Here is a 23335-nt window from a genome sequence, read left to right on the forward strand (position 1 = left end):
GGGCCCGGGTATTTCAGGCCCTGTTTCCGGTCTCGAATCAGCTGCCGGAGAGGACCCTCACGAGTTCCTCCGCCGTGCGGCAGCGGTCCAGGAGGGCCGCCACGTGGGCCTTGGTGCCGCGCAGCGGCTCCAGGGTCGGGACGCGCTGGAGCGAGTCGCGGCCCGGCAGGTCGAAGATCACCGAGTCCCAGGAGGCGGCGGCCACGTCGTCCGCGTACTGCTCCAGGCAGCGGCCCCGGAAGTAGGCCCTGGTGTCCTCCGGCGGCGCCGTCTCGGCCCGCTCCACCTCGGCCTCGTCCAGGAGCCGCTTCATGCGCCCGCGGGCCACCAGGCGGTTGTACAGCCCCTTGTCGGGCCGCACGTCCGCGTACTGGAGGTCCACCAGGTGCAGCCGGGGCGCGTCCCAGTCCAGGCCGTCACGGCGCCGGTAGCCCTCCATGAGCTCCCGCTTGGCGATCCAGTCCAGCTCGCCGGCCAGGCTCATCGGGTCGTTCTCCAGGCGGTTGAGGGTGTCCTCCCACCGCGTCAGGACGTCCTTGGTCTGGTCGTCGGCGTCCGCGCCGTACCGCTCGTCCACGTACTTCCTGGCCAGCTCGAAGTACTCCATCTGGAGCTGCACCGCGGTGAGTGTCCGGCCGCTGCGCAGCGTGACGAGGTACTGGAGCGAGGGGTCGTGCGAGACGTGGTGGAGGGTGCGGACGGGCTGGTCGACGGCGAGGTCGACGGTGATGAAGCCGTCCTCGATCATGGAGAGGACGAGCGCCGTGGTGCCGAGTTTGAGGTAGGTGGAGATCTCGGAGAGGTTGGCGTCCCCGATGATCACGTGCAGCCGGCGGTACTTCTCCGCGTCGGCGTGCGGCTCGTCGCGGGTGTTGATGATGGGGCGCTTGAGGGTGGTCTCCAGGCCGACCTCGACCTCGAAGTAGTCGGCGCGCTGGCTGATCTGGAAGCCGTCCTCGCGGCCGTCCTGCCCGAGGCCGACGCGGCCGGCGCCGGTGACGACCTGGCGGGAGACGAAGAAGGGCGTCAGGTGGCGCACGATGTCCGAGAAGGGGGTCTCCCGCTTCATCAGGTAGTTCTCGTGCGTGCCGTAGGAGGCGCCCTTGTTGTCGGTGTTGTTCTTGTAGAGGTGGATGGGCTGGGCGCCGGGGAGCTGGGCGGCGCGCTCGGCCGCCTCGGCCATGATCCGCTCGCCGGCCTTGTCCCAGAGGACGGCGTCGCGCGGGTTGGTGACCTCGGGGGCGCTGTACTCGGGGTGGGCGTGGTCCACGTAGAGCCGGGCGCCGTTGGTGAGGATCACGTTGGCGAGGCCGATGTCCTCGTCGGTGAGCTGGCTGGAGTCGGCGACCTCGCGGGCGAGGTCGAAGCCGCGGGCGTCCCGCAGCGGGTTCTCCTCCTCGAAGTCCCAGCGGGCGCGGCGCGCCCGGTGCATCGCCGCGGCGTAGGCGTTGACGATCTGGGACGAGGTGAGCATGGCATTGGCGTTCGGGTGTCCGGGGACGGAGATCCCGTACTCCGTCTCGATGCCCATTACTCGCCGTACGGTCATGCGGCCCTCCTTGCCCGGCGGCGCTCAGTGCGCGACTCGGCGGTACCGAAGAGCCTAGAGCGGCTCCGCGCTGGTGGGGAGATCACTTGCGGTATTTCCCGGATGTGGCCGGGAGTTTTTCCGGTGAGAATGCGACGGCTGCGGATGCCCGGTTTCCGGACATCCGCAGCCGGTGTGCGCTTTTACAGGTACTGACCGGTGTTGGCCACCGTGTCGATGGAGCGTCCGGTGTCCGCGCCCTGCTTTCCGGTGACGAGGGTGCGGATGAAGACGATCCGCTCGCCCTTCTTTCCGGAGATGCGGGCCCAGTCGTCGGGGTTGGTGGTGTTGGGCAGGTCCTCGTTCTCCTTGAACTCGTCCACGCAGGCCTGGAGGAGGTGGGAGACGCGAATGCCCTTCTGGTTGTGGTCGAGGAATGCCTTGATGGCCATCTTCTTGGCCCGGTCGACGATGTTCTGGATCATCGCGCCGGAGTTGAAGTCCTTGAAGTACAGGACTTCTTTGTCACCGTTGGCGTACGTGACTTCGAGGAAGCGGTTCTCCTCGGATTCGGCGTACATCTGCTCGACGACGGACTGGATCATTCCGTGGGCGGCGGCGGCCTTGGAGCCGCTGTGCTCGGAGACGTCGTCCGTGTGGAGCGGAAGGTTGGCGGTGAGGTACTTCGCGAAGATGTCCTTCGCGGCCTCGGCGTCCGGACGCTCGATCTTGATCTTCACGTCGAGCCGGCCGGGCCTCAGGATCGCGGGGTCGATCATGTCCTCGCGGTTGGAGGCGCCGATCACGATCACGTTCTCCAGGCCCTCGACGCCGTCGATCTCGGCGAGCAGCTGGGGGACGATGGTGTTCTCCACGTCCGAGCTGACGCCGGATCCGCGGGTGCGGAAGAGCGACTCCATCTCGTCGAAGAAGACGATGACGGGGGTGCCTTCGCTGGCCTTCTCGCGGGCCCGCTGGAAGACCAGGCGGATGTGCCGCTCGGTCTCGCCGACGTACTTGTTGAGGAGTTCGGGGCCCTTGATGTTGAGGAAGTAGGACTTCCCCGCGGGCTGGCCGGTGACCTCGGCGACCTTCTTGGCCAGGGAGTTGGCGACGGCCTTGGCGATGAGCGTCTTGCCGCAGCCGGGCGGCCCGTAGAGCAGGATGCCCTTGGGCGGCCGCAGTTCGTGCTCCTTGAACAGGTCGGGGTAGAGGTACGGGAGCTCGACCGCGTCGCGGATCAGTTCGATCTGGTTGCCCAGGCCGCCGATCTTGTCGTAGTCGACGTCCGGGACCTCTTCGAGGACGAGTTCCTCGACCTCGCTCTTGGGCACGACCTCGTAGACGTACCCGGACCGGGAGTCGAAGAGCAGGGCGTCGCCGGAGCGGATGGTGATGTCCAGGAGCGGCTCGGCGAGCCGCACCACCCTCTCCTCGTCGGTGTGCCCCACCACCAGGGCGCGCTCGCCGTCCTCCAGGATCTCCTTGAGGGTGACGATCTCCCCGGCGCGCTCGAACTCCATGGCCTCGACCACGTTGAGCGCTTCGTTGAGCATGACTTCCTGGCCGCGCCGGAGCTCGTCGAGCTCGACGCTGGGACTCACGTTCACCCGGAGCTTGCGGCCCCCGGTGAAGATGTCGCACGTGCCGTCCTCATTGGCCTGAAGGAAGACACCGAATCCGGCCGGCGGCTGTGCGAGCCGGTCGACCTCCTCCTTGAGGGCCACGATCTGGTCTCGTGCCTCACGGAGCGTGTTCGCCAGCCTTTCGTTCTGCGCGGACACGCCGGCCAGGCTCGTCTGCAGCTCGACGATCCGCTCTTCGAGAATCCTCGTGTGTCGCGGAGAGTCGGCGAGCTTGCGGCGCAGGACGGCGATTTCCTGCTCGAGATAGGCAACCTGGCCGGCAGGGTCTTCAGACCCCCGCCCCGGCCGGATGCCGCGGTTGATGTCGTCGTCGTGGGCTGCCACGGTCCTCACCTCCTCCAAGGGGAGCTGGACGCATCCTGACCCTACCTGCGTGGGTGATGATTGAAACCCCTAGATCAAAAAGACTCCGGGGCGTGTCCGATCTTCACCCTTGCGCTTCCCCTCTCGCCAGCTGAATACCCACCCTTCGGGCTCTGAAAGCGGGCAGTTGTATCGTCTTGAGGGGTCAACACCCGCGGGTCGCGGCCTCAATTGTCCGCGCGGAGCAGAAACGGCAGAAGAGATGAGCGTGCAGAACGAGGCGCCGGCCGACGGGACCGAGGAGGCTCTGGAGGTCTGGATCGACCAGGACCTGTGCACGGGGGACGGGATCTGCGCGCAGTACGCTCCCGAGGTCTTCGAGCTGGACATCGACGGGCTCGCGTATGTGAAGAGCGCCGACGACGAGCTGCTGCAGGAGGCGGGGGCGACGACGCCGGTGCCGCTGCCGCTGCTGCAGGACGTGGTGGACTCGGCGAAGGAGTGCCCGGGCGACTGCATCCACGTGCGGCGGGTCCGGGACCGCGTCGAGGTGTACGGCCCCGACGCGGAGTGACGCGTCAGGCGCCGAACGCCTCCGCGCCCGCGGTGCGGACGAAGGTTCCGCCGGTCCACTCCCAGGTGACCTGCTCCTTCGCGTCGGGGCAGCAGCGGGGGACGTCGGGGGACGAGTAGCCGAGCAGGGTGGCGCGGACGGCTCCGTCGCGGATCGCGAGGCCGGTGACGCTGCGCTGCTCGCGCGGGTCGACGAGGGTGGCCACGACGCGTGCGGGGGCGCCGTCGCCGCGGCCGGGGGTGAGGACGTAGAGGCCGGCGGGAGGGGTTCCGGATCCGGCTTCGCAGTGTACGACCGCAACGGTCTCGGGGTTCTTGTCGCCGTCCAGGTCGCCGGTGACGCTCCGGGCGACGCGGTGGTCCGCTCCCCCGCACCGGAGGGGGTAGGCGGCCGTGTCGGGGTCGGGTGCGGCGGCCGGTCCGGCGGCCGCGGGGGCCTTCTGGACGGCCGGGCCGGCTTCGGCGGCGCGGGGGGTCAGGGCGCCAGCGAGGGCGACGACCGCGGCGGTCGCGGTGGCGGTGGCCAGCCAGTGCAGCGGCCGGGCGTGGGTGTGAGCGAGGTCCACGGGGTCCGGGGCGGCGGAGGGCTGCACGCGAGACGTCTCCTGTGAGGGTCGTGCCGAGGGGTTGCGGGCATCGTGCCACACGTCACAGGGCGGCGGAACAGCCGGGGGTGGGAAGCGTGGCACCGAACGCGGCGACGCCGCCGCCCGGTTCCCCGCGGAGCGGGGTGAACGGACGGCGGCGTCGCCGGGATCCTGTCGGAGTGTCAGCCCTTGTTGGGGCCGTCGTAGTCCTCGCCGTAGGCGCCCTTGGCGGGGCGGCGGCGGCGCATCGGGGGCTCGACGCCGTCCGCGAGGCGGCGGGCGGTGACGAGGAAGCCGGTGTGGCCGATCATGCGGTGATCGGGGCGGACGGCGAGGCCCTCGACGTGCCAGTTGCGGATCATGGACTCCCAGGGCTGCGGCTCGGCGTAGCAGCCGATCTCGCGGATGGACTCCACGGTGCGGGCGAGCTGGGTGGTGGTGGCCACGTAGCAGCAGAGGATGCCGCCCGGGACGAGGCTCTTGGAGACGGCCTCCAGGCACTCCCAGGGGGCGAGCATGTCGAGGATGACCCGGTCGACGTCGGTGTCGGTCAGGTTGTCCTGGAGGTCGCCGACGGTCAGCTGCCAGGCCGGGTGGGGGCCGCCGAAGTAGCGCTCGACGTTGCCCTTCGCGATCTCGGCGAAGTCCTCGCGGCGCTCGTAGGAATGCAGCATGCCGCTGTCGCCGATGGCGCGGAGCAGGAAGCTGCTGAGCGAGCCGGAACCCACGCCGGCCTCCACGACGCGCGCGCCGGGGAAGATGTCGGCGAAGGCGAGGATCTGTCCCGCGTCCTTCGGGTAGACCACGGCGGCGCCGCGGGGCATGGACAGGACGTAGTCGGGGAGCAGGGGGCGCAGCGCGAGGTAGGCGACGTTTCCGGTGGTGCGGACAACGCTGCCCTCGGGAGCGCCGATCAGCTCGTCGTGCGGGAAGGAACCCTTGTGGGTGTGGAAGTTCTTTCCCTCTTCGAGCGTGAACGTGTAGTGGCGGCCCTTGGGGTCGGTCAGCTGAACCTGGTCCCCGACCTTGAAGGGCCCGCGTCGGCGGGCGGCACCGGTCGGTTCGGACATGGGAACAAGAGTACCGGGCCTACGAGGACGGTCGTGCCATGGCCTTCACGAAGGCCCGCTCGACGTCGGTGGTGGCGAGGACGCCGTAGATCTCGCCGGTCTCCTCGACGACGAGGTACTCGGTGGCGGGGGTGGCGCGGAGGTGGTCGAGGAGGGGCTGGCCGGTGAGCTCGGCGGGGACCCGCATGCCGTCGTTGAGGTCCTGGGCGAGGGTGGTGACGGCGACCCAGGGGCGGCGGTGCTGGGGGACGGCGGCGATGGCGGCCTCGCGGACGATGCCGGTGGGGTCGCCGGTGGGGTCGACGACGACGAGGGCGCGGGCGCCCGCCTCGTTGGCGCGGCGGAGGGCCTCGGAGAGGGGGGTGTCGGGTTCGACGGGGATGGCCCGGCGGGTGAGGGCGCGGGCACGGAGCTCGGGGAGGTGTTCGCGCAGCCGGGCCATGCGGAGGCTGTTGCCGGCGCCGGTCCAGATGATGGCGGCCAGGATGGCGGCGAGGAGGGCGTCGGTGACGGTGGTGAAGCCGTCGATGTCGGCGGTGGAGTTGCCGAGCCAGCCGGTGCGGGTGAGGAGGGGGAGGCCGATGAGGACGGTGACGGCGAGGGCGCGGCCGACCCAGGCGGCGGCGATGGTGCCGGTCATGGGCTTGCCGGTGAGCTTCCAGACGACCGCCCGGAGCATCCGGCCGCCGTCGAGGGGCAGGCCGGGCAGGAGGTTGAAGATCGCCACGATGAGGTTGGAGATCATCAGGCCGGCGAGGAGGACGCCGGGCACGGTGCCGGGGTCGACGGCGTACATGGCGAGGTAGAAGACGCCGGCGAGGACGAGGGAGAGGAGGGGGCCGACGAAGGCGAGGACGAATTCGCGGCCGGGGGTTTCGGACTCCTTCTCGATCTCGGAGACGCCGCCGAAGAACTGGAGCTGGATGCGCCGCACCGGGAGCTTGAAGCGGAGGGCGGCGATGGTGTGGGCGAGCTCGTGGACGAGGACGGAGGCGTAGAAGGCGACGGCGAAGAAGAGGGAGACGAGGTAGCGCGCGGCGCCGAGTTCGGGCAGGACCCGTTCGATCTGGTCGCCGAAGACCCAGGTGATGAGGGCGGCGACGAGGAACCAGCTGGGCGCGACGTAGACGGGCACGCCGAAGGGGCGGCCCATCAGGATCCCGCCGCCGGGTTCCTCGGTCCGCTGCGGCTTGGGCTCGTCCTGGTTCACGGGTTCCTCTCGTCGCCGGGTGTGACCGCGCCGCCGCGTCACGGGTCGATCATGCAGCGCGACGGGTCATGCGTCGATGGTATGCGGCTCGCTGTCGGTGGCGGGCCGTAGGGTCTGTGTCATGAGTACGAGCGAGCGGCTCCCGGAGGGGCCCCGGGCGCCCATGTCGCTGTCGCCCTCGCGGGCGAGCGACTTCATGCAGTGTCCTCTGTTGTACCGGTTTCGGGTGATCGACCGGCTGCCGGAGAAGCCGAGCGCGGCGGCGACGCGCGGGACGCTGGTCCACGCGGTCCTGGAGCGGCTCTTCGACGATCCGGCGGCGGAGCGGACGGTGCCGCGGGCGAAGGCGATGGTGCCGGGGCAGTGGGACCGGCTCCTGGAGTCGAAGCCGGAGCTGGGCGAGCTGTTCGCGGACGATCCGGCGGGCGAGCGGCTCGGGCAGTGGCTGGCGGAGGCCGAGGCGCTGGTGGAGCGGTGGTTCACGCTGGAGGATCCGGCGCGTCTGGAGCCGGCCGAGCGCGAGCTGTTCGTGGAGACGGAGCTGGAGTCGGGGCTGCGGCTTCGCGGGGTGATCGACCGGGTGGACGTGGCGCCGACGGGCGAGGTGCGGATCGTCGACTACAAGACGGGCAAGGCGCCGCGGCCGGAGTACAGCGAGGGCGCGCTGTTCCAGATGACGTTCTACGCGCTGGTGGTGTGGCGGCTGAAGGGCGTGATCCCGCGCCGTCTGCAGCTGGTGTACCTGGGCAGCGGGGACGTGCTGACGTACGACCCGGTGGAGGCGGACCTGCGGCGGGTGGAGCGGAAGCTGCACGCGCTGTGGGACGCGATCCGGACGGCGACGGAGACGGGCGACTGGCGGCCGCGGCCGACGAAGCTGTGCGGCTGGTGCGACCACCGGGCGGTGTGTCCGGAGTTCGGGGGGACTCCCCCGGTGTACCCGCTGGAGATCGTCTCCGCGCGCCCGGCGGAGTCGGGCGAATCGGCGCAGGGCAGAATGGGCGGGGACCGGCCCGCCTCGTGAAGGAGCCCCTGTGACGATTCGCGTCCTGTTGGTCGACGACCAGCCGCTGCTGCGCACCGGCTTCCGGATGATTCTGGAGGCGGAGCAGGACCTGGCGGTGGTGGGCGAGGCCGGTGACGGTCTGCAGGCGCTGGACCAGGTGCGGGCGCTGCAGCCCGACGTGGTGCTGATGGACATCCGGATGCCGCGGATGGACGGGGTGGAGGCGACCCGGCAGATCACCGGGCCCGGCCGGGACGGGCCGGCGAAGGTCCTGGTGCTGACCACCTTCGACCTGGACGAGTACGTGGTGGAGGCGCTGCGCGCGGGCGCGAGCGGCTTCCTGCTCAAGGACGCCCCGGCGAACGAGCTGGTGCAGGCGATCCGGGTGGTGGCGGCGGGCGAGGCGATGCTGGCCCCGTCGATCACGCGCCGGCTCCTCGACAAGTACTCGGCGCATCTGCCGACGGGCGAGGAGCGGGTGCCGGACACGCTGGGCACGCTGACGGACCGCGAGGTGGAGGTCCTGAAGCTGGTCGCCAAGGGGCTGTCGAACGCGGAGATCGCGGCGGACCTGTTCGTCAGCGAGACGACGGTGAAGACGCACGTGGGCCATGTGCTGACCAAGCTGGGCCTGCGCGACCGGGTGCAGGCGGCGGTGTACGCGTACGAGAGCGGTCTGGTGCGCCCGGGGGGCAACGGCCAGTAGGGCCGGGTGCGACGGCGGTACGGGGAAGGGCCCGGCGCGCGGGGTGCGCGCCGGGCCCTTCGTCGTGTCCGGACCGGGGTCAGCTCTTGCGGAGCTCCCAGAAGCGGAAGACGGTCGAGGCGTCGAGGGTCCATTCGAGGCCGGTGACGCCGTCGCGGGTGACGGCGTACTGCTTGCCCTGCCAGAGCGGGAGGAGCGGGAGCTGCTCGGCGACGGCGTCCTGGATGGCGCCGTACTCCTCGTCGGTGGCGGAGCGGTCGGCGGTGGCGGCGGTCTTCGGCAGGTGGGTGCCGGTGATGGCCTTGTTCTCGTAGTGGTTGCCGAGGACGTTGCCCTCGCCGAAGAAGGGGGACGTGAAGTTGTCGGCGTCGGGGTAGTCGGGAACCCAGCCCTTGACGTAGACGCCGTACTTGCCGTCGGCGATGTCCTTCTCGTACTGCTCGAAGGGGACGGACTTGACGTCGGCGGTGAAGAGGCCGCTGGCGTTGAGCTGGGCGGCGATGGCCTTGAGCTCGGCGTCCGTGGAGGGGCCGTAGCGGCTGGGGGTCGACCAGAGGGTCAGGGCGATCTTGTCCTTGATGCCGGCGGCGCGCAGCACCTGCTTCGCCTTGGCCTGGTCCGGGGCGCCGTAGGTGTCGAAGAAGGCGGTGTTGTGGCCGTTGATGCCGGCCGGGACGATCGAGTAGAGCGGGGTGGCGGTCGACTTGTAGACGTCCTCGACGAGGGCGTCGCGGTCGACGAGGTGGGCTATCGCCTTGCGGACGGCGAGCTTGCCGGCGACGGGGTCCTGCATGTTGAAGACAAGGTGCTGGACCTCGGCGCTGCCGCCCTGGACGACCTGGACGTCGTGGTCGCCGCCGGCGTTCTCCAGGGCGGAGATGTCGGCGGCGGAGAGGCCTCGGTAGGCGATGTCGACGTCGCCGTCGGTGAAGGCCTTGGCGAGGGCGGTGCGGTCGCCCTGGTACAGCTTGAGGGTGATCTTGTCGTTGCGGCGCTCGGCGGTGCCCTGGTAGCCGGTGTTGGCGGAGAAGACGGCCTCGGTGTCGCCGAAGGAGTCCAGCGTGTACGGGCCGGAGCCGACGGCCTTGCCGTCGCCGCGGAGCGCGTCGGCGGGGTACTCGCGGTGGTCGACGATGGAGCCGGCGCCGGAGGCGATCTTGCTGGGGAAGGTGGCGTCCGGGACCTTGAGGCGGAAGACGACGGTCCGCTCGTCGGGGGTCTCGATGGTGTCGATGGTGGAGAGCAGCGGCGCCGGTCCGGAGGGGTCGGCGATCTTCAGGGCGCGCTCGAAGGAGAACTTGACGTCCTCGGACGTGAGCGGGTTGCCGTTGGAGAACTTCAGGCCGGGGCGCAGCGTGCAGGTGTAGACGGTGCTGCCCTCGCCGAAGCCGCACTTGTCGGCGGCCTCGGGCTCGGGCACGGAGCCGCCCTTGGGGAAGGCGAGGAGGGACTGGAAGACGTTGTTGAACAGCAGCCAGGAGCCGGGGTCGTAGCCGGCCGCGGGGTCGGTCGCCAGGATCTCGTCGGACATGCCGACCCGGATGCCGCCGGCCGCGCCGGAGCCCGCGCCCTGCTCGGTGCCGCAGCCGCCGAGGAGGGCGGCGGAGAGGCCCGCGGCGAGCGGGGCGGTCAGCCACTTGTGGTGCGTCTTCACAGAACTTGCCTCGTGATCTCTTGCCAGGCCGGCCGCGCGTGGCTGCGCGGCCGGTACAACGAAGGGGTCAGGCGGTGGTGCCGCGGCTCAGCTCCCACAGGAGCAGGTCCGAAGAGGTGTTGAGGGCGTACTCGACACCGTTGATGTCGTCGCGGGCGGCGACGTACTGCTTGCCCTGCCAGAGCGGCAGGACGGGCACGTCCTGGGCGACGATCTTCTGGATCCGGTGGTAGACGGGGGTCGCGGCGGTGCGGTCGGCCTCGCGGCGGGACTGCGGGATGAGCTGGTCGCGGACCGTCTTGTTGACGTACGGGGTGCCGAGGAAGTTGTCGCTGTCGAGGAAGGGCGCGACGTAGTTGTCCGGGTCCGGGTAGTCGGGGAACCAGCCGAGGCCGTAGACGGCGTAGTCGCCGCGGCGCTGGGCGGGGCGGAACTCGGACCAGGCGGTGCCCTTGACGGTGACGTCGAAGAGCTCGCTCGCGACGAGCTGGTTCTTCAGCGTCGCGAACTCCTGGGCGGTCTCCTCGCCGTAGTGGTCGGTGGTGTAGTTGAGGGTGAGCTTGACCGGGGTCTGCACGCCGGCCTTGCGCAGGATGGCGGCGGCGCGGCCGGGGTCGCCCTCGCCGTACTCCTCGTAGAAGGGGGTGGCGTGGCCGCTGATGCTGGAGGGGATCAGCGAGTAGAGCGGCTCGGCGGTGGGGCCGTACACGCGGTTGACGAGGGCGCCGCGGTCGATGACGGCGGCCATGGCCTGGCGGACGGCCTTCTCCTCGACGGCGGGGGCCTTGGTGTTGAAGCCGAGGTAGCGGATCTCCAGGCCGGGGACCTCGGAGACGCGGATGCCGGCGGCGGGGCTCTCGGTGAGGTCGCGGACCTGCTCCTGGGAGAGGGAGCGGGCCATCATGTCGATGTCCTTGCTCTCCAGGGCCTTGCCCATGGAGCCGGCGTCGGCGAAGGCCCGGAGCTCGACCCGCTCGTTGCGGGCCGTGATGTCGCCCTTGTAGCGGGGGTTGCGGGAGAAGACGAAGCGGGTGGCCTGGTCGCCGTCCTGCTCGGTCTTGAGGGTGTACGGCCCCGAGCCGTCCACCACGAAGCCCTCGCGGAGCTTGTCGGCGGCGTACTTGTCCTTGCTGAGGATGCCGGCGACGGGGGTGGAGAGCTTGTACGGGAAGGTGGCGTCGGGGGCGTTGAGGTGGAAGACGACCTCGCGGTCGCCCTTGGTCTCGATGGTGTCGACGGTCGACAGGAGGGCGGCGGCACCGTTGTCGGACTTGATCTTCCGGACCCGGTCGATGGAGTACTTGACGTCCTCGGCGGTGACGGGGGTGCCGTCGGCGAAGGTGAGGCCGGAGCGCAGGACGCACCGGTAGCTCTCGCTGGCGGTGTCGGTGAAGGCGCAGGTCTCGGCGGCCTCGGGGACGGGGCGGCCGCCGCCGCGGGGGACGCGGACCAGGGTCTGGACGGTCTGGCGGAGGATGTTCCAGGCGCCGGTGTCGTAGGCGTAGGCCGGGTCGAGGGGCGCGGGGGCCTCCTCGGTGGCGACGAACTGGTCGGTGGTTCCGACGACGATGGCTCTGTCGTCCTCCCCGGTGCCGCAGGCGGCGAGGAGGGGGGCGAGCAGTCCGGCCACGGCCGGCAGCACCAAGGTCTTGCGGTTCATCAAGGGACGTTCTCCTCAGCCGGCCTGGGGTACAGCGGTCATGACGACACTCCGCCGCCGGCCGCCCGTTCGGGGCGGGAGCGATCGGGCCGGGAAGTTGCGATCGGTCCTGTGTTCTCGGCGACTTGGGTATGCGCCGGTGCACGCGGTGATTGCGGCGAAGTACTCCGCGAAAGATTAGTGGGCGGCGGTGCCGCGGCCGGACGGGGTGGCCGGTGGGGGGTAATCGCAGGGTGAGCATGAATGCGTCAACCTCGATAACCATGCGATGCGCGAGGCGGACGGGAGTGAGCGAAACGGGACACAAGGGGGCTGCGGACGTTCGCATTCCGGGCACGGAACGACCTCAGGCCACCCCTCGGCGAGCACGCTGGGTGACCAAGGTCACGCGGTCGCAATTCAAGGGATGGCCTGAAGCAATTCCCCGGGGGAAAGCCCTGGAGGCTCCCGGGGTAGCGCGGGAAAAGCTCAGATAAAGCTCAGATTCCCGAGACGAGGGTGCGCAGGAAGGGCACGTCGACCTCTTCCAGGGAGCGGACCACGACCCGGCCGGGCAGGGCCTGGATCGGCGCGACGGAGGGCACGGCGACGACCCTGCAGCCGGCCGCCTCGGCGGCGGCGACCCCGGTCGCGGTGTCCTCGATGACCGCGCACAGGGCGGGGTCGGCGCCGACGCCCCGCGCGGCGGTGAGGTAGGGCTCCGGGTGCGGCTTGGTGCGGGTGACCTCGTCGCCGGCGACGGTGAGGTGGAAGCGGTCGCGGCCGAGGGACTCCAGGACGCGGTCGATGATCCGCCGGTGGGAGGCGGAGACGAGCGCGGTGGGGATGGAGTGCCGGGCCAGCTCGGCGAGGAGCCGCTCGGCGCCGGGCATGAGCGGGACGCCGCGCTCGATGCGCTGCTCGAACTTCTCGTTGAGCAGCACGCTCAGCTCGTCGAGCGTGATGTCGGCGCCGGTGGAGTCGATCAGATAGCCGGCGCTGCGGGTCATCGGGCCGCCGACCACGATGTCCTTCCAGGCCTCGTCGAGCCGGTGCCCGAGGTCGGCGAAGACCTCGACCTCCGCGTCCCACCAGAAGCCCTCGGTGTCGACGAGGGTCCCGTCCATGTCGAGGAAGACCGCCTGCAGGGCGGAGCTTCCGTTGGCGCGGAACAGGGACGCGGGGACCGTACTGGTCATCCGGCACACCTCCATGGAGGGACGGAAAGGCCGGCCCCCACTCCCGGTACGGGGAGGAGGACCGGCCTGCACTGGACCGACAAGTGTACGTCGCGATCACCGCGGACGCCGTGATTTACCACCCGGCGCCCGCCGACGGCCGACCGTCGACGGGCGACCGTCGACGGGCGGTCAGCGGCCGGTCACCGGGCGTTGAAGTACTTCGCCTCGGGGTGGTGGAGGACGATGGCGTCGGTGGACTGCTCCGGGTGGAGCTGGAACTCCTCGGAGAGGTGCACGCCGATCCGCTCCGGCCGGAGCAGGTCGGCGATCTTCGCCCGGTCCTCCAGGTCGGGGCAGGCGCCGTAGCCGAGCGAGAAGCGGGCGCCGCGGTACTTGAGGTCGAACATGTCCTGGACGTTCGCGGGGTCCTCGCCGCCGAAGCCGAGCTCGGCGCGCACGCGCGCGTGCCAGTACTCGGCGAGGGCCTCGGCCAGCTGCACGGAGAGGCCGTGCAGCTCCAGGTAGTCGCGGTAGGAGTCGGCGGCGAAGAGCTCGGCGGTCGCCTCGCCGATCTTCGAGCCGACGGTGACGACCTGGAGGCCGACGACGTCGGTCTCGCCGGACTCCTCGGGACGGAAGAAGTCCGCGAGGCACAGGCGACGGCCGCGGCGCTGGCGGGGGAAGGTGAAGCGGGTCCGCTCGTGGCCGGCCTCGTCGAGGATGATCAGGTCGTCGCCCTTGGAGACGCACGGGAAGTAGCCGTGGACGACGGCCGCCTCCAGGAGGTTCTCGGTGTGCAGCCGCTCCAGCCAGCCGCGCAGCCGCGGCCGGCCCTCGGTCTCCACCAGCTCCTCGTACGTCGGCCCGTCGCCGGCCCGGTTCTGCTTGAGGCCCCACTGGCCCTTGAAGAGGGCGCCCTCGTCGAGCCAGGAGGCGTAGTCCTTGAGCGGGATGCCCTTGACGACCCGGGTGCCCCAGAACGGCGGGGTGGGGACGGGGTTGTCGGTGGCCACGTCGGAGCGGCCGCCGGGCTCGGGCTCGTCGACCTGGAGCGCGGCCGTGCCCTTGGGGACCCGGCGCTGCTTCAGCTCGGGGAGTACGGCTCCGGGGACACCGCGCTTGACGGCGACGAGGGCGTCCATGAGGCGCAGGCCCTCGAAGGCGTCGCGGGCGTAGCGGACCTCGCCCTGGTAGATCTCGTGGAGGTCCTGCTCGACGTACGCCCGGGTCAGGGCGGCGCCGCCGAGGATCACCGGGTACTTGGCGGCCAGCTCGCGCTGGTTCAGCTCCTCCAGGTTCTCCTTCATGATCACGGTGGACTTCACCAGGAGGCCGGACATGCCGATGACGTCCGCCTTGTGCTCCTCGGCGGCTTCGAGGATCGCGGAGACCGGCTGCTTGATGCCGATGTTGACGACGTTGTAGCCGTTGTTGGAGAGGATGATGTCGACGAGGTTCTTGCCGATGTCGTGGACGTCGCCGCGCACGGTGGCGAGCACGATGGTGCCCTTGCCGTCCGCGTCGGACTTCTCCATGTGCGGCTCCAGGTGGGCCACCGCGGTCTTCATGACCTCGGCGGACTGGAGCACGAACGGCAGCTGCATCTGGCCGGAGCCGAAGAGCTCGCCGACGACCTTCATGCCGTCGAGCAGCGTGTTGTTGACGATGTCGAGGGCCGGGGTGGTGGTGAGGGCCTCGTCGAGGTCGGCTTCCAGGCCGTTCTTCTCGCCGTCGATGATCCGCCGCTTGAGGCGCTCCTCCAGCGGCAGCGCGGCCAGCTCCTCGGCCTTGCCGGCCTTGAGGGACTTGGCGGTGGCGCCCTCGAAGAGCGCCATCAGCTTCTGCAGCGGGTCGTAGCCCTCCGCGCGCCGGTCGTAGATCAGGTCGAGCGCGGTGGTGACCTGCTCCTCGTCGAAGCGGGCGATCGGCAGGATCTTGGAGGCGTGCACGATCGCCGAGTCCAGGCCGGCCTTCACGCACTCGTCGAGGAAGACCGAGTTCAGCAGGATGCGGGCGGCCGGGTTCAGACCGAAGGAGATGTTCGACAGCCCGAGGGTGGTCTGCACCTCCGGGTGGCGCCGCTTCAGCTCCCGGATCGCCTCGATCGTCGCGATGCCGTCGCCCCGGGACTCCTCCTGACCCGTGCAGATGGTGAAGGTCAGCGTGTCGATGAGGATGTCGGACTCGTGGATGCCCCAGTTGCCGGTGAGGTCGGCGATGATCCGCTCGGCGATGGCGACCTTGTTCTCGACCGTGCGGGCCTGGCCCTCCTCGTCGATGGTCAGGGCGATCAGGGCGGCGCCGTGCTCCTGGGCGAGGCGGGTGACCTTCGCGAAGCGGGACTCGGGGCCGTCGCCGTCCTCGTAGTTGACGGAGTTGATGACCGCGCGGCCGCCGATCTTCTCCAGGCCGGCCCGGATCACCGGGACTTCGGTGGAGTCGAGCACGATCGGCAGGGTGGAGGCGGTCGCGAAGCGGCCGGCCAGCTCCTCCATGTCGGCGACGCCGTCGCGGCCGACGTAGTCCACGCACAGGTCGAGCATGTGCGCGCCCTCGCGGATCTGGTCCCGCGCCATCTCCACGCAGTCGTCCCACCGGCCGTCGAGCATGGCCTCGCGGAACTTCTTCGACCCGTTGGCGTTCGTCCGCTCGCCGATGGCGAGGTACGACGTGTCCTGCCGGAAGGGCACGGTCTGGTAGAGGGAGGCGGCACCGGGCTCGGGGCGCGGGTCGCGCGGGGCGGGCGTGAGGTCGCGGACGCGCTCGACGACCTGGCGCAGGTGCTCGGGGGTCGTGCCGCAGCAGCCGCCGACGAGGGAGAGGCCGTAGTCGCGGACGAACTGCTCCTGCGCGTCGGCCAGCTCGGCCGGGGAGAGCGGGTAGTGGGCGCCGTCGGAGGTGAGGACGGGCAGGCCGGCGTTGGGCATCACCGAGAGCGGGATGCGGGAGTGACGGGCGAGGTAGCGCAGGTGCTCGCTCATCTCGGCCGGGCCGGTGGCGCAGTTCAGGCCGATCATGTCGATGCCGAGCGGCTCCAGGGCCGTGAGAGCGGCGCCGATCTCGGAGCCGAGCAGCATGGTGCCGGTGGTCTCGACGGTGACGGAGACGATGAGCGGCACGTCGTGGCCGAGGGCGTCGAGGGCGCGGCGGGCGCCGATGACGGAGGCCTTGGTCTGGAGGAGGTCCTGGGTGGTCTCCACGATCAGCGCGTCGGCGCCGCCGGTGAGCAGACCCTCGGCGTTCTGCTGGTAGGCGTCGCGCAGCACCGTGTACGGGGCGTGCCCGAGGGTCGGCAGCTTCGTGCCGGGGCCGATGGAGCCCAGGACCCAGCGCTGCCGGCCGTCGGCGGCCGTGAACTCGTCGGCGACCTCACGGGCGACGCGGGCGCCGGCCACGGACAGCTCGTGGACGCGGTGGGCGATGTCGTACTCCCCCAGGGCCGCGTGGTTGGCACCGAAGGTGTTCGTCTCGACGCAGTCGACACCGGCCGCGAAGTACTCGCGGTGCACCGAGGCGACGATGTCCGGCCGAGTGAGGCTCAGGATCTCGTTGCAGCCTTCGAGGTTCTCGAAGTCCGCGAGGGTCGGCTCCTGGGCCTGGAGCATCGTCCCCATCGCGCCGTCGGCGACGACGACACGGCTGGCGAGTGCTTCGCGGAGCGCGGTGACGCGGCTCCGGCTGTCGGCGGAAGGGGTCGGCAACGAGGCCATAAGGGGGCTCCCTGGGCTGCGACGGCTGTCGGCTTTGCACCCTGGGCACAGGGTGCACGGGGTCAGCGTAACCGCGGATCGGCCGGGGTGGACACGGCGTCCCGCAGGACGGACGGCATCCTGTGTCCGAGGACTCCCGGTGCGGCCCCTTCTTCGAGGACACTGTCAAGTGCGAGGCAAGGTCGGCATCGACCGATAGTGTTCAGCATTGTCGAACAGCATCATGTGTGGCACAGGTGAGGAGAAGGGCCGGGCGATGGCGAAGAACATCCAGTCGCTTGAACGGGCGGCGGCCATGCTGCGACTGCTCGCGGGCGGCGAGCGCCGGCTCGGCCTGTCCGACATCGCTTCCTCGCTGGGACTGGCCAAGGGCACGGCCCACGGCATCCTGCGCACCCTCCAGGCGGAGGGCTTCGTGGAGCAGGACGCCCCCTCGGGCCGCTACCAGCTGGGCGCGGAGCTGCTGCGGCTCGGCAACAGCTATCTGGACGTGCACGAGCTGCGGGCGCGGGCCCTGGTGTGGACGGACGACCTGGCGCGGTCCAGCGGGGAGAGCGTGCACCTGGGGGTGCTGCACCAGCAGGGCGTGCTGATCGTGCACCACGTCTTCCGGCCGGACGACAGCCGGCAGGTCCTGGAGGTGGGCGCCATGCAGCCGCTGCACTCCACGGCCCTGGGCAAGGTGCTCTCGGCGTACGACCCGGTGGCGCACAGCGAGGCCGTGGAGGTGACGCGGGAGCCGTTCACGCCGCGGACGGTCACGGGCCTGGAGGACTTCGAGTCGCTGCTCGACATGACCCGGGCGCGCGGCTGGGCCGCGGACGTGGAGGAGACCTGGGAGGGCGTGGCCTCGGTGGCGGCGCCGATCCACGACCGGCGCCGGATGCCGGTGGGCGCGGTGGCGGTGACCGGGGCGGTGGAGCGGGTCTGCCCGGACGGGGAGCTGCGCCCGGAGCTGGTGGCGGCGGTACGGGACTGCGCCCGGGCGGTCTCCCGGGACCTGGGGGCGGGCCGCTTCTGAGGCCGCGCCCGCGGGGCCGGTGAGCCGGTCCGCACGGAAAGTGAACCCGTCGGTAACGATCGCGTTATCGGCGGGTTTTTCGCTTCCCAGACCCTTGACGTGCTGTTAACCCCAGGGCAAAACTTCCGTTCATCGGTCGGCATTGTCGAACACCTACCGGCAATACGCGCTAGAGTGTGGCAGTGCCAAGGGCCGTGGACGCCCTCACACGAGGGCGCGGACCACCGGGGCGAACCGGGTTCGCCATCCCCCTGGACGAAGGACAAAGGAGTCGCGGGTGTCCAGCTCCGACATCTTCCTCGGCGAGACCATCGGTACCGCCGTACTCATTCTTCTCGGCGGCGGCGTGTGCGCCGCCGTGACGCTCAAGAGCTCCAAGGCCCGCGGCGCGGGCTGGCTGGCGATCACCTTCGGGTGGGGCTTCGCGGTCATGACCGCCGTCTACATGACGGCTTCCCTCTCCGGCGCCCATCTGAACCCCGCCGTCACGGTCGGCATCGCCGTCAACAGCGGCGAGTGGGGCAACGTGCCGGTCTACTTCGCCGGCCAGTTCCTCGGCGCGATGATCGGCGCCGCCCTGGTCTGGGTCGCCTACCACGGCCAGTTCCAGGCCCACCTCACCGACCCCGAGACGGTCGGCGAGAAGCCGGTCGAGGGCCCCGGCCCGGTGCTCGGCATCTTCTCCACCGGCCCCGAGATCCGGAACACCTGGCAGAACCTCGCCACCGAGATCATCGGCACCGTCGTGCTCGTCCTCGCCGTGCTCACCCAGGGCCTCAACGACAGCGGCAAGGGCCTCGGCGTCCTCGGCGCCCTGATCACCGCCTTCGTCGTGGTGTCGATCGGCCTCTCGCTGGGCGGCCCGACCGGGTACGCGATCAACCCGGCGCGCGACCTCGGCCCCCGCATCGTGCACGCGCTGCTGCCGCTCCCGAACAAGGGCGGCTCCGACTGGGGGTACGCCTGGATCCCCGTCGTCGGCCCGCTGGTCGGTGGAGCCCTCGCAGCGGGTATCTACAAGCTCGCGTTCGCCTGATCCGTACGAGAACAGCCACAGAGCCCCGAGCCGTCCTTCCCAGACTTCCCATGGAGCACACCGTGACCGACGCCCACACCGCCGGCCCCTTCATCGCCGCCATCGACCAGGGCACCACCTCGTCCCGCTGCATCGTCTTCGACAAGGACGGCCGGATCGTCTCGGTCGACCAGAAGGAGCACGAGCAGATCTTCCCGAAGCCGGGCTGGGTCGAGCACGACGCCACCGAGATCTGGACCAACGTCCAGGAGGTCGTCGCCGGCGCCATCGTCAAGGCCGGCATCACCGCCGCCGACGTCAAGGCCATCGGCATCACCAACCAGCGCGAGACCACGCTGATGTGGGACAGGAACACCGGCGAGCCCGTCCACAACGCGCTCGTCTGGCAGGACACCCGGACCGACGCCCTCTGCAAGGAGCTCGGCCGCAACGTCGGCCAGGACCGCTTCCGCCGCGAGACCGGCCTCCCGCTCGCCTCCTACTTCTCCGGCCCGAAGGTCCGCTGGCTGCTCGACAACGTCGAGGGCCTGCGCGAGCGCGCCGAGCGCGGCGACATCCTCTTCGGCACCATGGACTCCTGGGTCATCTGGAACCTCACCGGCGGCACCCAGGGCGGCGTCCACGTCACCGACGTCACCAACGCCTCCCGCACCCTCCTGATGAACCTCCACGAGATGGCCTGGGACGAGCGCATCCTCCAGTCCATCGACATCCCGGCCGCCGTCCTCCCCGAGATCCGCTCCTCCGCCGAGGTCTACGGCACGGTCAAGGGCGGCATCCTCGACGGCGTCCCGGTCGCCTCCGCGCTCGGCGACCAGCAGGCCGCGCTCTTCGGCCAGACCTGTTTCGCCGAGGGCGAGGCCAAGTCCACGTACGGCACCGGCACCTTCATGCTGATGAACACCGGTGACAAGATCATCAACTCCTACAGCGGCCTGCTGACCACGGTCGGCTACCAGATCGGCGACGCCGCGCCGGTCTACGCCCTGGAGGGCTCCATCGCCGTCACCGGCTCGCTCGTCCAGTGGATGCGCGACCAGATGGGCCTGATCAAGTCCGCCGCCGAGATCGAGACCCTGGCCTCCTCCGTCGAGGACAACGGCGGCGCCTACTTCGTGCCCGCGTTCTCCGGCCTCTTCGCCCCGTACTGGCGCTCCGACGCCCGCGGCGTGATCGCCGGCCTCACCCGGTACGTCACCAAGGCGCACATCGCCCGTGCCGTCCTGGAGGCCACCGCCTGGCAGACCCGCGAGATCACCGACGCCATGACCAAGGACTCCGGCGTCGAGCTGACCGCGCTCAAGGTCGACGGCGGCATGACCTCCAACAACCTGCTGATGCAGACCCTCTCGGACTTCCTGGACGCCCCCGTGGTGCGCCCGATGGTCGCCGAGACCACCTGCCTCGGTGCCGCCTACGCCGCCGGTCTCGCCGTCGGCTTCTGGCCGGACACCGACGCGCTGCGCGCCAACTGGCGCCGTGCCGCGGAGTGGACCCCGCGCATGGACGCCGACAAGCGCGACAGCGAGTACAAGAACTGGCTCAAGGCCGTGGAGCGCTCCATGGGCTGGCTCGAAGAAGAGAAGTGACGAGGAGTAGACCGAGATGACCACCCCGCAGACCGTTCCCGCCCTCGGAACGCACCCGGCCGCCGGCTCGCTTCCGACCCGCGCCGAGACCAGAGAGCAGCTTGCCAAGGCGACGTACGACCTGCTGGTGATCGGCGGCGGCATCCTGGGCATCTCCACCGCCTGGCACGCCGCGCAGTCCGGTCTGCGGGTGGCCCTGGTGGACGCCGGCGACTTCGCCGGCGCCACCTCCTCGGCCTCCTCCAAGCTCCTCCACGGCGGCCTGCGCTACCTGCAGACCGGCGCGGTGAAGCTCGTCGCCGAGAACCACTTCGAGCGGCGCGCCGTCTCCCGGCAGGTCGCCCCCCACCTGTCCAACCCGCTCACCTTCTACCTGCCCGTCTACAAGGGCGGCCCGCACGGCGCCGCCAAGCTGGGCGCCGGCGTCTTCGCGTACTCCGCGCTCTCCGCCTTCGGCGACGGCGTCGGCCACCTCCTCTCCCCCGCCAAGGCGGCGCAGGACGTGCCCGAGCTGCGCACCGACAACCTCAAGGCGGTCGCCGTCTACGGCGACGACCAGATGAACGACGCCCGCATGGCGCTCATGACGGTCCGCGCGGCCGTCGACGCCGGCGCCGTCGTCCTCAACCACGCCGAGGTCACCGGGCTGCGCTTCACCAAGGGCCGGGTCACCGGCGCCGAGCTCAGGGACCGGATGTCCGGCGAGGAGTTCGGCGTCACCGCGCGGCTCGTCCTCAACGCCACCGGCCCCTGGGTCGACCACCTGCGCCGGATGGAGGACCCCAACGCGGCCCCCTCCATCCGCCTCTCCAAGGGCGCCCACCTGGTCCTCAAGCGGACCGCCCCGTGGAAGGCCGCGCTGGCCACCCCGATCGACAAGTACCGGATCACCTTCGCCCTCCCCTGGGAGGACATGCTCCTGCTCGGCACCACCGACGAGGAGTACGAGGGCGACCCGGGCGAGGTCGCGGTCACCGAGAAGGACACCGCCCAGATCCTGGACGAGGCCGCCTTCTCCATCCGCGACCAGCAGCTCGACCGCTCCCTCATCACCTACGCCTTCGCCGGCCTGCGGGTGCTCCCCGGCGGCCCCGGCGACACCTCCAAGGCCAAGCGCGAGACGGTCGTCACCGAGGGCCGCGGCGGGATGCTGTCGGTCGCCGGCGGCAAGTGGACCACCTTCCGCCACATCGGCCGCACCATCATGAAGAAGCTGGAGGCGCTCCCCGGCCACCCGCTGGGCGAGGACTACGAGTCCGTCTCCACCCTCCCGAAGCGGCTGCCGCTGCCCGGCATCGCCAACCCGAACGCGGTCGCCCACCGGCTGCTCGTCGACGGCCCGGCCCCCGGCCCGCGGATGGCCGCCGACACCGCCAAGCACCTGGCCACGCACTACGGTTCGCTCTCCTTCGACATCGCCCGGATGGCGAACGAGAACCCCGAGCTCGCCCGCCGGATCCACCCGGACGCCCCGGAGATCTGGGCGCAGGTCGCCTACGCCCGCGACCACGAGTGGGCCGAGACGGCCGACGACGTGCTGCGACGCCGCACCACCCTGACCATCCGCGGCCTCGCCACCGACGAGATCCGCGCCGAGGTCGACGCGATGCTGCGCGCCGAGTAGTCACCGGCGCCACGAGCCGAGGGGCGGTCCACTCCGGGGAGGGTGTGGACCGCCCCTCACGCGCGCCGTGTGCGGGGCCCCGATCCTGGGTAGTCGATCAAGGCCGCACGGGTTTTCGGGCGTGCCCGAGGGCTGCGGCCGGACGACCCGGAAGCCGTAAGGTTGGTCCGTACGACACGAACTTCGAAGAAGGAGGCGCTGGGTGATCGAGCTCGAGGGGGTACCCGAGCTGATCGACCCGGTCATGGTGGCCGCGTTCGAGGGCTGGAACGACGCCGGCGACGCCGCCTCCACCGCGGTCGCTCATCTGGACCGGGAATGGAAGGGCGAGGTCTTCGCGGCGCTCGACGCCGAGGACTACTACGACTTCCAGGTCAACCGCCCGACGGTCTTCCTGGAGAACGGCGTACGGAAGATCACCTGGCCGACCACCCGGCTCTCCGTGGTCCGGATCGGCGGGGAGAAGCCGCGCGACCTGGTCCTGGTCCGGGGCATCGAGCCCTCGATGCGCTGGCGCTCCTTCTGCAACGAGCTGCTGGGCTTCGCCCACGAGCTGGGCGTGGAGATGGTGGTGATCCTGGGCGCGCTGCTCGGCGACACCCCGCACACCCGCCCGGTGCCGGTCAGCGGCGTCACCTCCGACCCGGACCTGGCCCGGACGATGGACCTGGAGGAGACCCGGTACGAGGGTCCGACGGGCATCGTCGGCATCCTCCAGGAGGCGTGCACCCACGCGGGCGTGCCGGCGGTGAGCCTGTGGGCGGCGGTGCCGCACTACGTGTCGCAGCCGCCGAACCCGAAGGCGACGCTGGCGCTGCTCAACCGCCTGGAGGACCTGATCGGGCTGCGGATCCCGCTGGGCGAGCTGCCCGAGGACGCGCGCGCCTGGCAGCTGGGGGTGGACCAGCTGGCGGCGGAGGACAGCGAGGTCGCCGAGTACGTGCAGACGCTGGAGGAGGCGCGGGACACCGCGGAGCTGCCGGAGGCGTCGGGCGAGGCGATCGCCCGCGAGTTCGAGCGCTATCTGCGGCGGCGCGACCCCGGCCAGGGGCCTGGGCCCGGTGGTCCGGGGGTGGCGACGGAGGCCGGCGACACCTCGTACCTGCGGGATCCGGGCAGCGGCCGGACCCGGCCGCCGAAGCCGGAACAGTCCGAGGAGCCCGATCGGTCCGATCAGACCGATCGGAGCGATCCGACCGATCGGACAGAGGGGCCCGACGCGGACGGCGACGAGGAATGAGAAGAGGGGGAC

17 protein-coding genes are annotated in these 23335 nt (G+C 70.7%); 8 read left to right on the top strand and 9 right to left on the bottom strand.

From position 1 onward, the window contains the following. Positions 1-37: 37 nt before the first annotated feature. Both dop and arc read right to left on the bottom strand, forming a co-directional pair. Positions 38-1549, bottom strand: a complete 1512-nt coding sequence (gene dop / locus AB0E19_RS13125) for a depupylase/deamidase Dop (RefSeq protein ID WP_362177783.1) — start codon at positions 1547-1549, stop codon at positions 38-40. A 182-nt stretch (positions 1550-1731) separates the two neighbouring features. Continuing rightward, positions 1732-3498, bottom strand: a complete 1767-nt coding sequence (gene arc, locus AB0E19_RS13130) for a proteasome ATPase (RefSeq protein ID WP_360603764.1) — start codon at positions 3496-3498, stop codon at positions 1732-1734. A gap of 241 nt (positions 3499-3739) precedes the next feature. Here arc and AB0E19_RS13135 point away from each other — a divergent pair, with 241 nt between their 5' ends. Next, positions 3740-4051 (top strand): ferredoxin, encoded by a 312-nt coding sequence (locus AB0E19_RS13135; protein ID WP_362177787.1) that lies wholly within the window; start codon positions 3740-3742, stop codon positions 4049-4051. A 4-nt stretch (positions 4052-4055) separates the two neighbouring features. Here AB0E19_RS13135 and AB0E19_RS13140 read toward each other — a convergent pair whose 3' ends face one another. From AB0E19_RS13140 to AB0E19_RS13150, 3 genes are all read right to left on the bottom strand, one after another. Then, on the bottom strand, positions 4056-4643 hold the full coding sequence (locus AB0E19_RS13140; protein ID WP_362177790.1) for a hypothetical protein: 588 nt from the start codon (positions 4641-4643) through the stop codon (positions 4056-4058). 176 nt (positions 4644-4819) lie between these two features. Then, positions 4820-5707: a tRNA (adenine-N1)-methyltransferase gene (locus AB0E19_RS13145; protein ID WP_031013975.1), complete on the bottom strand. Its 888-nt coding sequence runs from the start codon at positions 5705-5707 to the stop codon at positions 4820-4822. Positions 5708-5726: 19 nt separating this feature from the next. Further along, positions 5727-6860 (bottom strand): site-2 protease family protein, encoded by a 1134-nt coding sequence (locus AB0E19_RS13150; RefSeq protein WP_360604144.1) that lies wholly within the window; start codon positions 6858-6860, stop codon positions 5727-5729. Between the two features lie 178 nt (positions 6861-7038). Here AB0E19_RS13150 and AB0E19_RS13155 point away from each other — a divergent pair, with 178 nt between their 5' ends. Then, entirely contained in the window at positions 7039-7941 is a 903-nt protein-coding gene (locus AB0E19_RS13155; protein WP_362177793.1) for a RecB family exonuclease, read from the top strand. A gap of 10 nt (positions 7942-7951) precedes the next feature. Further along, entirely contained in the window at positions 7952-8629 is a 678-nt protein-coding gene (locus AB0E19_RS13160; RefSeq protein WP_169092582.1) for a response regulator transcription factor, read from the top strand. A 79-nt stretch (positions 8630-8708) separates the two neighbouring features. Here the strand turns inward: AB0E19_RS13160 and AB0E19_RS13165 are convergent, their stop codons facing one another. The 4 genes from AB0E19_RS13165 to metH all read right to left on the bottom strand — a co-directional run bounded on the left by AB0E19_RS13165 (position 8709) and on the right by metH (position 16813). Further along, positions 8709-10283, bottom strand: coding sequence for an ABC transporter substrate-binding protein (locus tag AB0E19_RS13165; RefSeq protein WP_362177798.1), 1575 nt, complete (start codon positions 10281-10283; stop codon positions 8709-8711). A gap of 67 nt (positions 10284-10350) precedes the next feature. Beyond that, positions 10351-11943: an ABC transporter substrate-binding protein gene (locus AB0E19_RS13170; protein ID WP_362177801.1), complete on the bottom strand. Its 1593-nt coding sequence runs from the start codon at positions 11941-11943 to the stop codon at positions 10351-10353. 479 nt (positions 11944-12422) lie between these two features. Then, the gene (locus tag AB0E19_RS13175) at positions 12423-13121 is read right to left on the bottom strand and encodes an HAD family phosphatase (protein WP_362177804.1); all 699 of its coding nucleotides are present in this window, start codon (positions 13119-13121) and stop codon (positions 12423-12425) included. A gap of 182 nt (positions 13122-13303) precedes the next feature. Beyond that, on the bottom strand, positions 13304-16813 hold the full coding sequence (gene metH / locus AB0E19_RS13180) for a methionine synthase (RefSeq protein ID WP_362177807.1): 3510 nt from the start codon (positions 16811-16813) through the stop codon (positions 13304-13306). A gap of 256 nt (positions 16814-17069) precedes the next feature. Here metH and AB0E19_RS13185 point away from each other — a divergent pair, with 256 nt between their 5' ends. From AB0E19_RS13185 to AB0E19_RS13205, 5 genes are all read left to right on the top strand, one after another. Next, positions 17070-17834, top strand: a complete 765-nt coding sequence (locus tag AB0E19_RS13185; RefSeq protein ID WP_362177810.1) for an IclR family transcriptional regulator — start codon at positions 17070-17072, stop codon at positions 17832-17834. Between the two features lie 277 nt (positions 17835-18111). Next, a complete protein-coding gene (locus AB0E19_RS13190; protein WP_362177813.1) occupies positions 18112-18870 on the top strand; it encodes an MIP/aquaporin family protein in 759 nt (252 codons plus the stop codon). A 62-nt stretch (positions 18871-18932) separates the two neighbouring features. Continuing rightward, positions 18933-20459 carry a glycerol kinase GlpK gene (glpK, locus tag AB0E19_RS13195; RefSeq protein WP_362177816.1) on the top strand — a complete coding sequence of 509 codons (1527 nt, stop codon included), beginning with the start codon at positions 18933-18935 and terminating at the stop codon, positions 20457-20459. A gap of 16 nt (positions 20460-20475) precedes the next feature. Then, a complete protein-coding gene (locus tag AB0E19_RS13200; protein ID WP_360603742.1) occupies positions 20476-22083 on the top strand; it encodes a glycerol-3-phosphate dehydrogenase/oxidase in 1608 nt (535 codons plus the stop codon). A gap of 202 nt (positions 22084-22285) precedes the next feature. After that, the gene (locus AB0E19_RS13205) at positions 22286-23323 is read left to right on the top strand and encodes a PAC2 family protein (RefSeq protein WP_362177820.1); all 1038 of its coding nucleotides are present in this window, start codon (positions 22286-22288) and stop codon (positions 23321-23323) included. The last annotated feature ends 12 nt before the right edge of the window (positions 23324-23335 follow it).

Origin of the sequence: Streptomyces sp. NPDC047974, from assembly GCF_040653375.1 — a bacterium.
Lineage (GTDB): Bacteria > Actinomycetota > Actinomycetes > Streptomycetales > Streptomycetaceae > Streptomyces.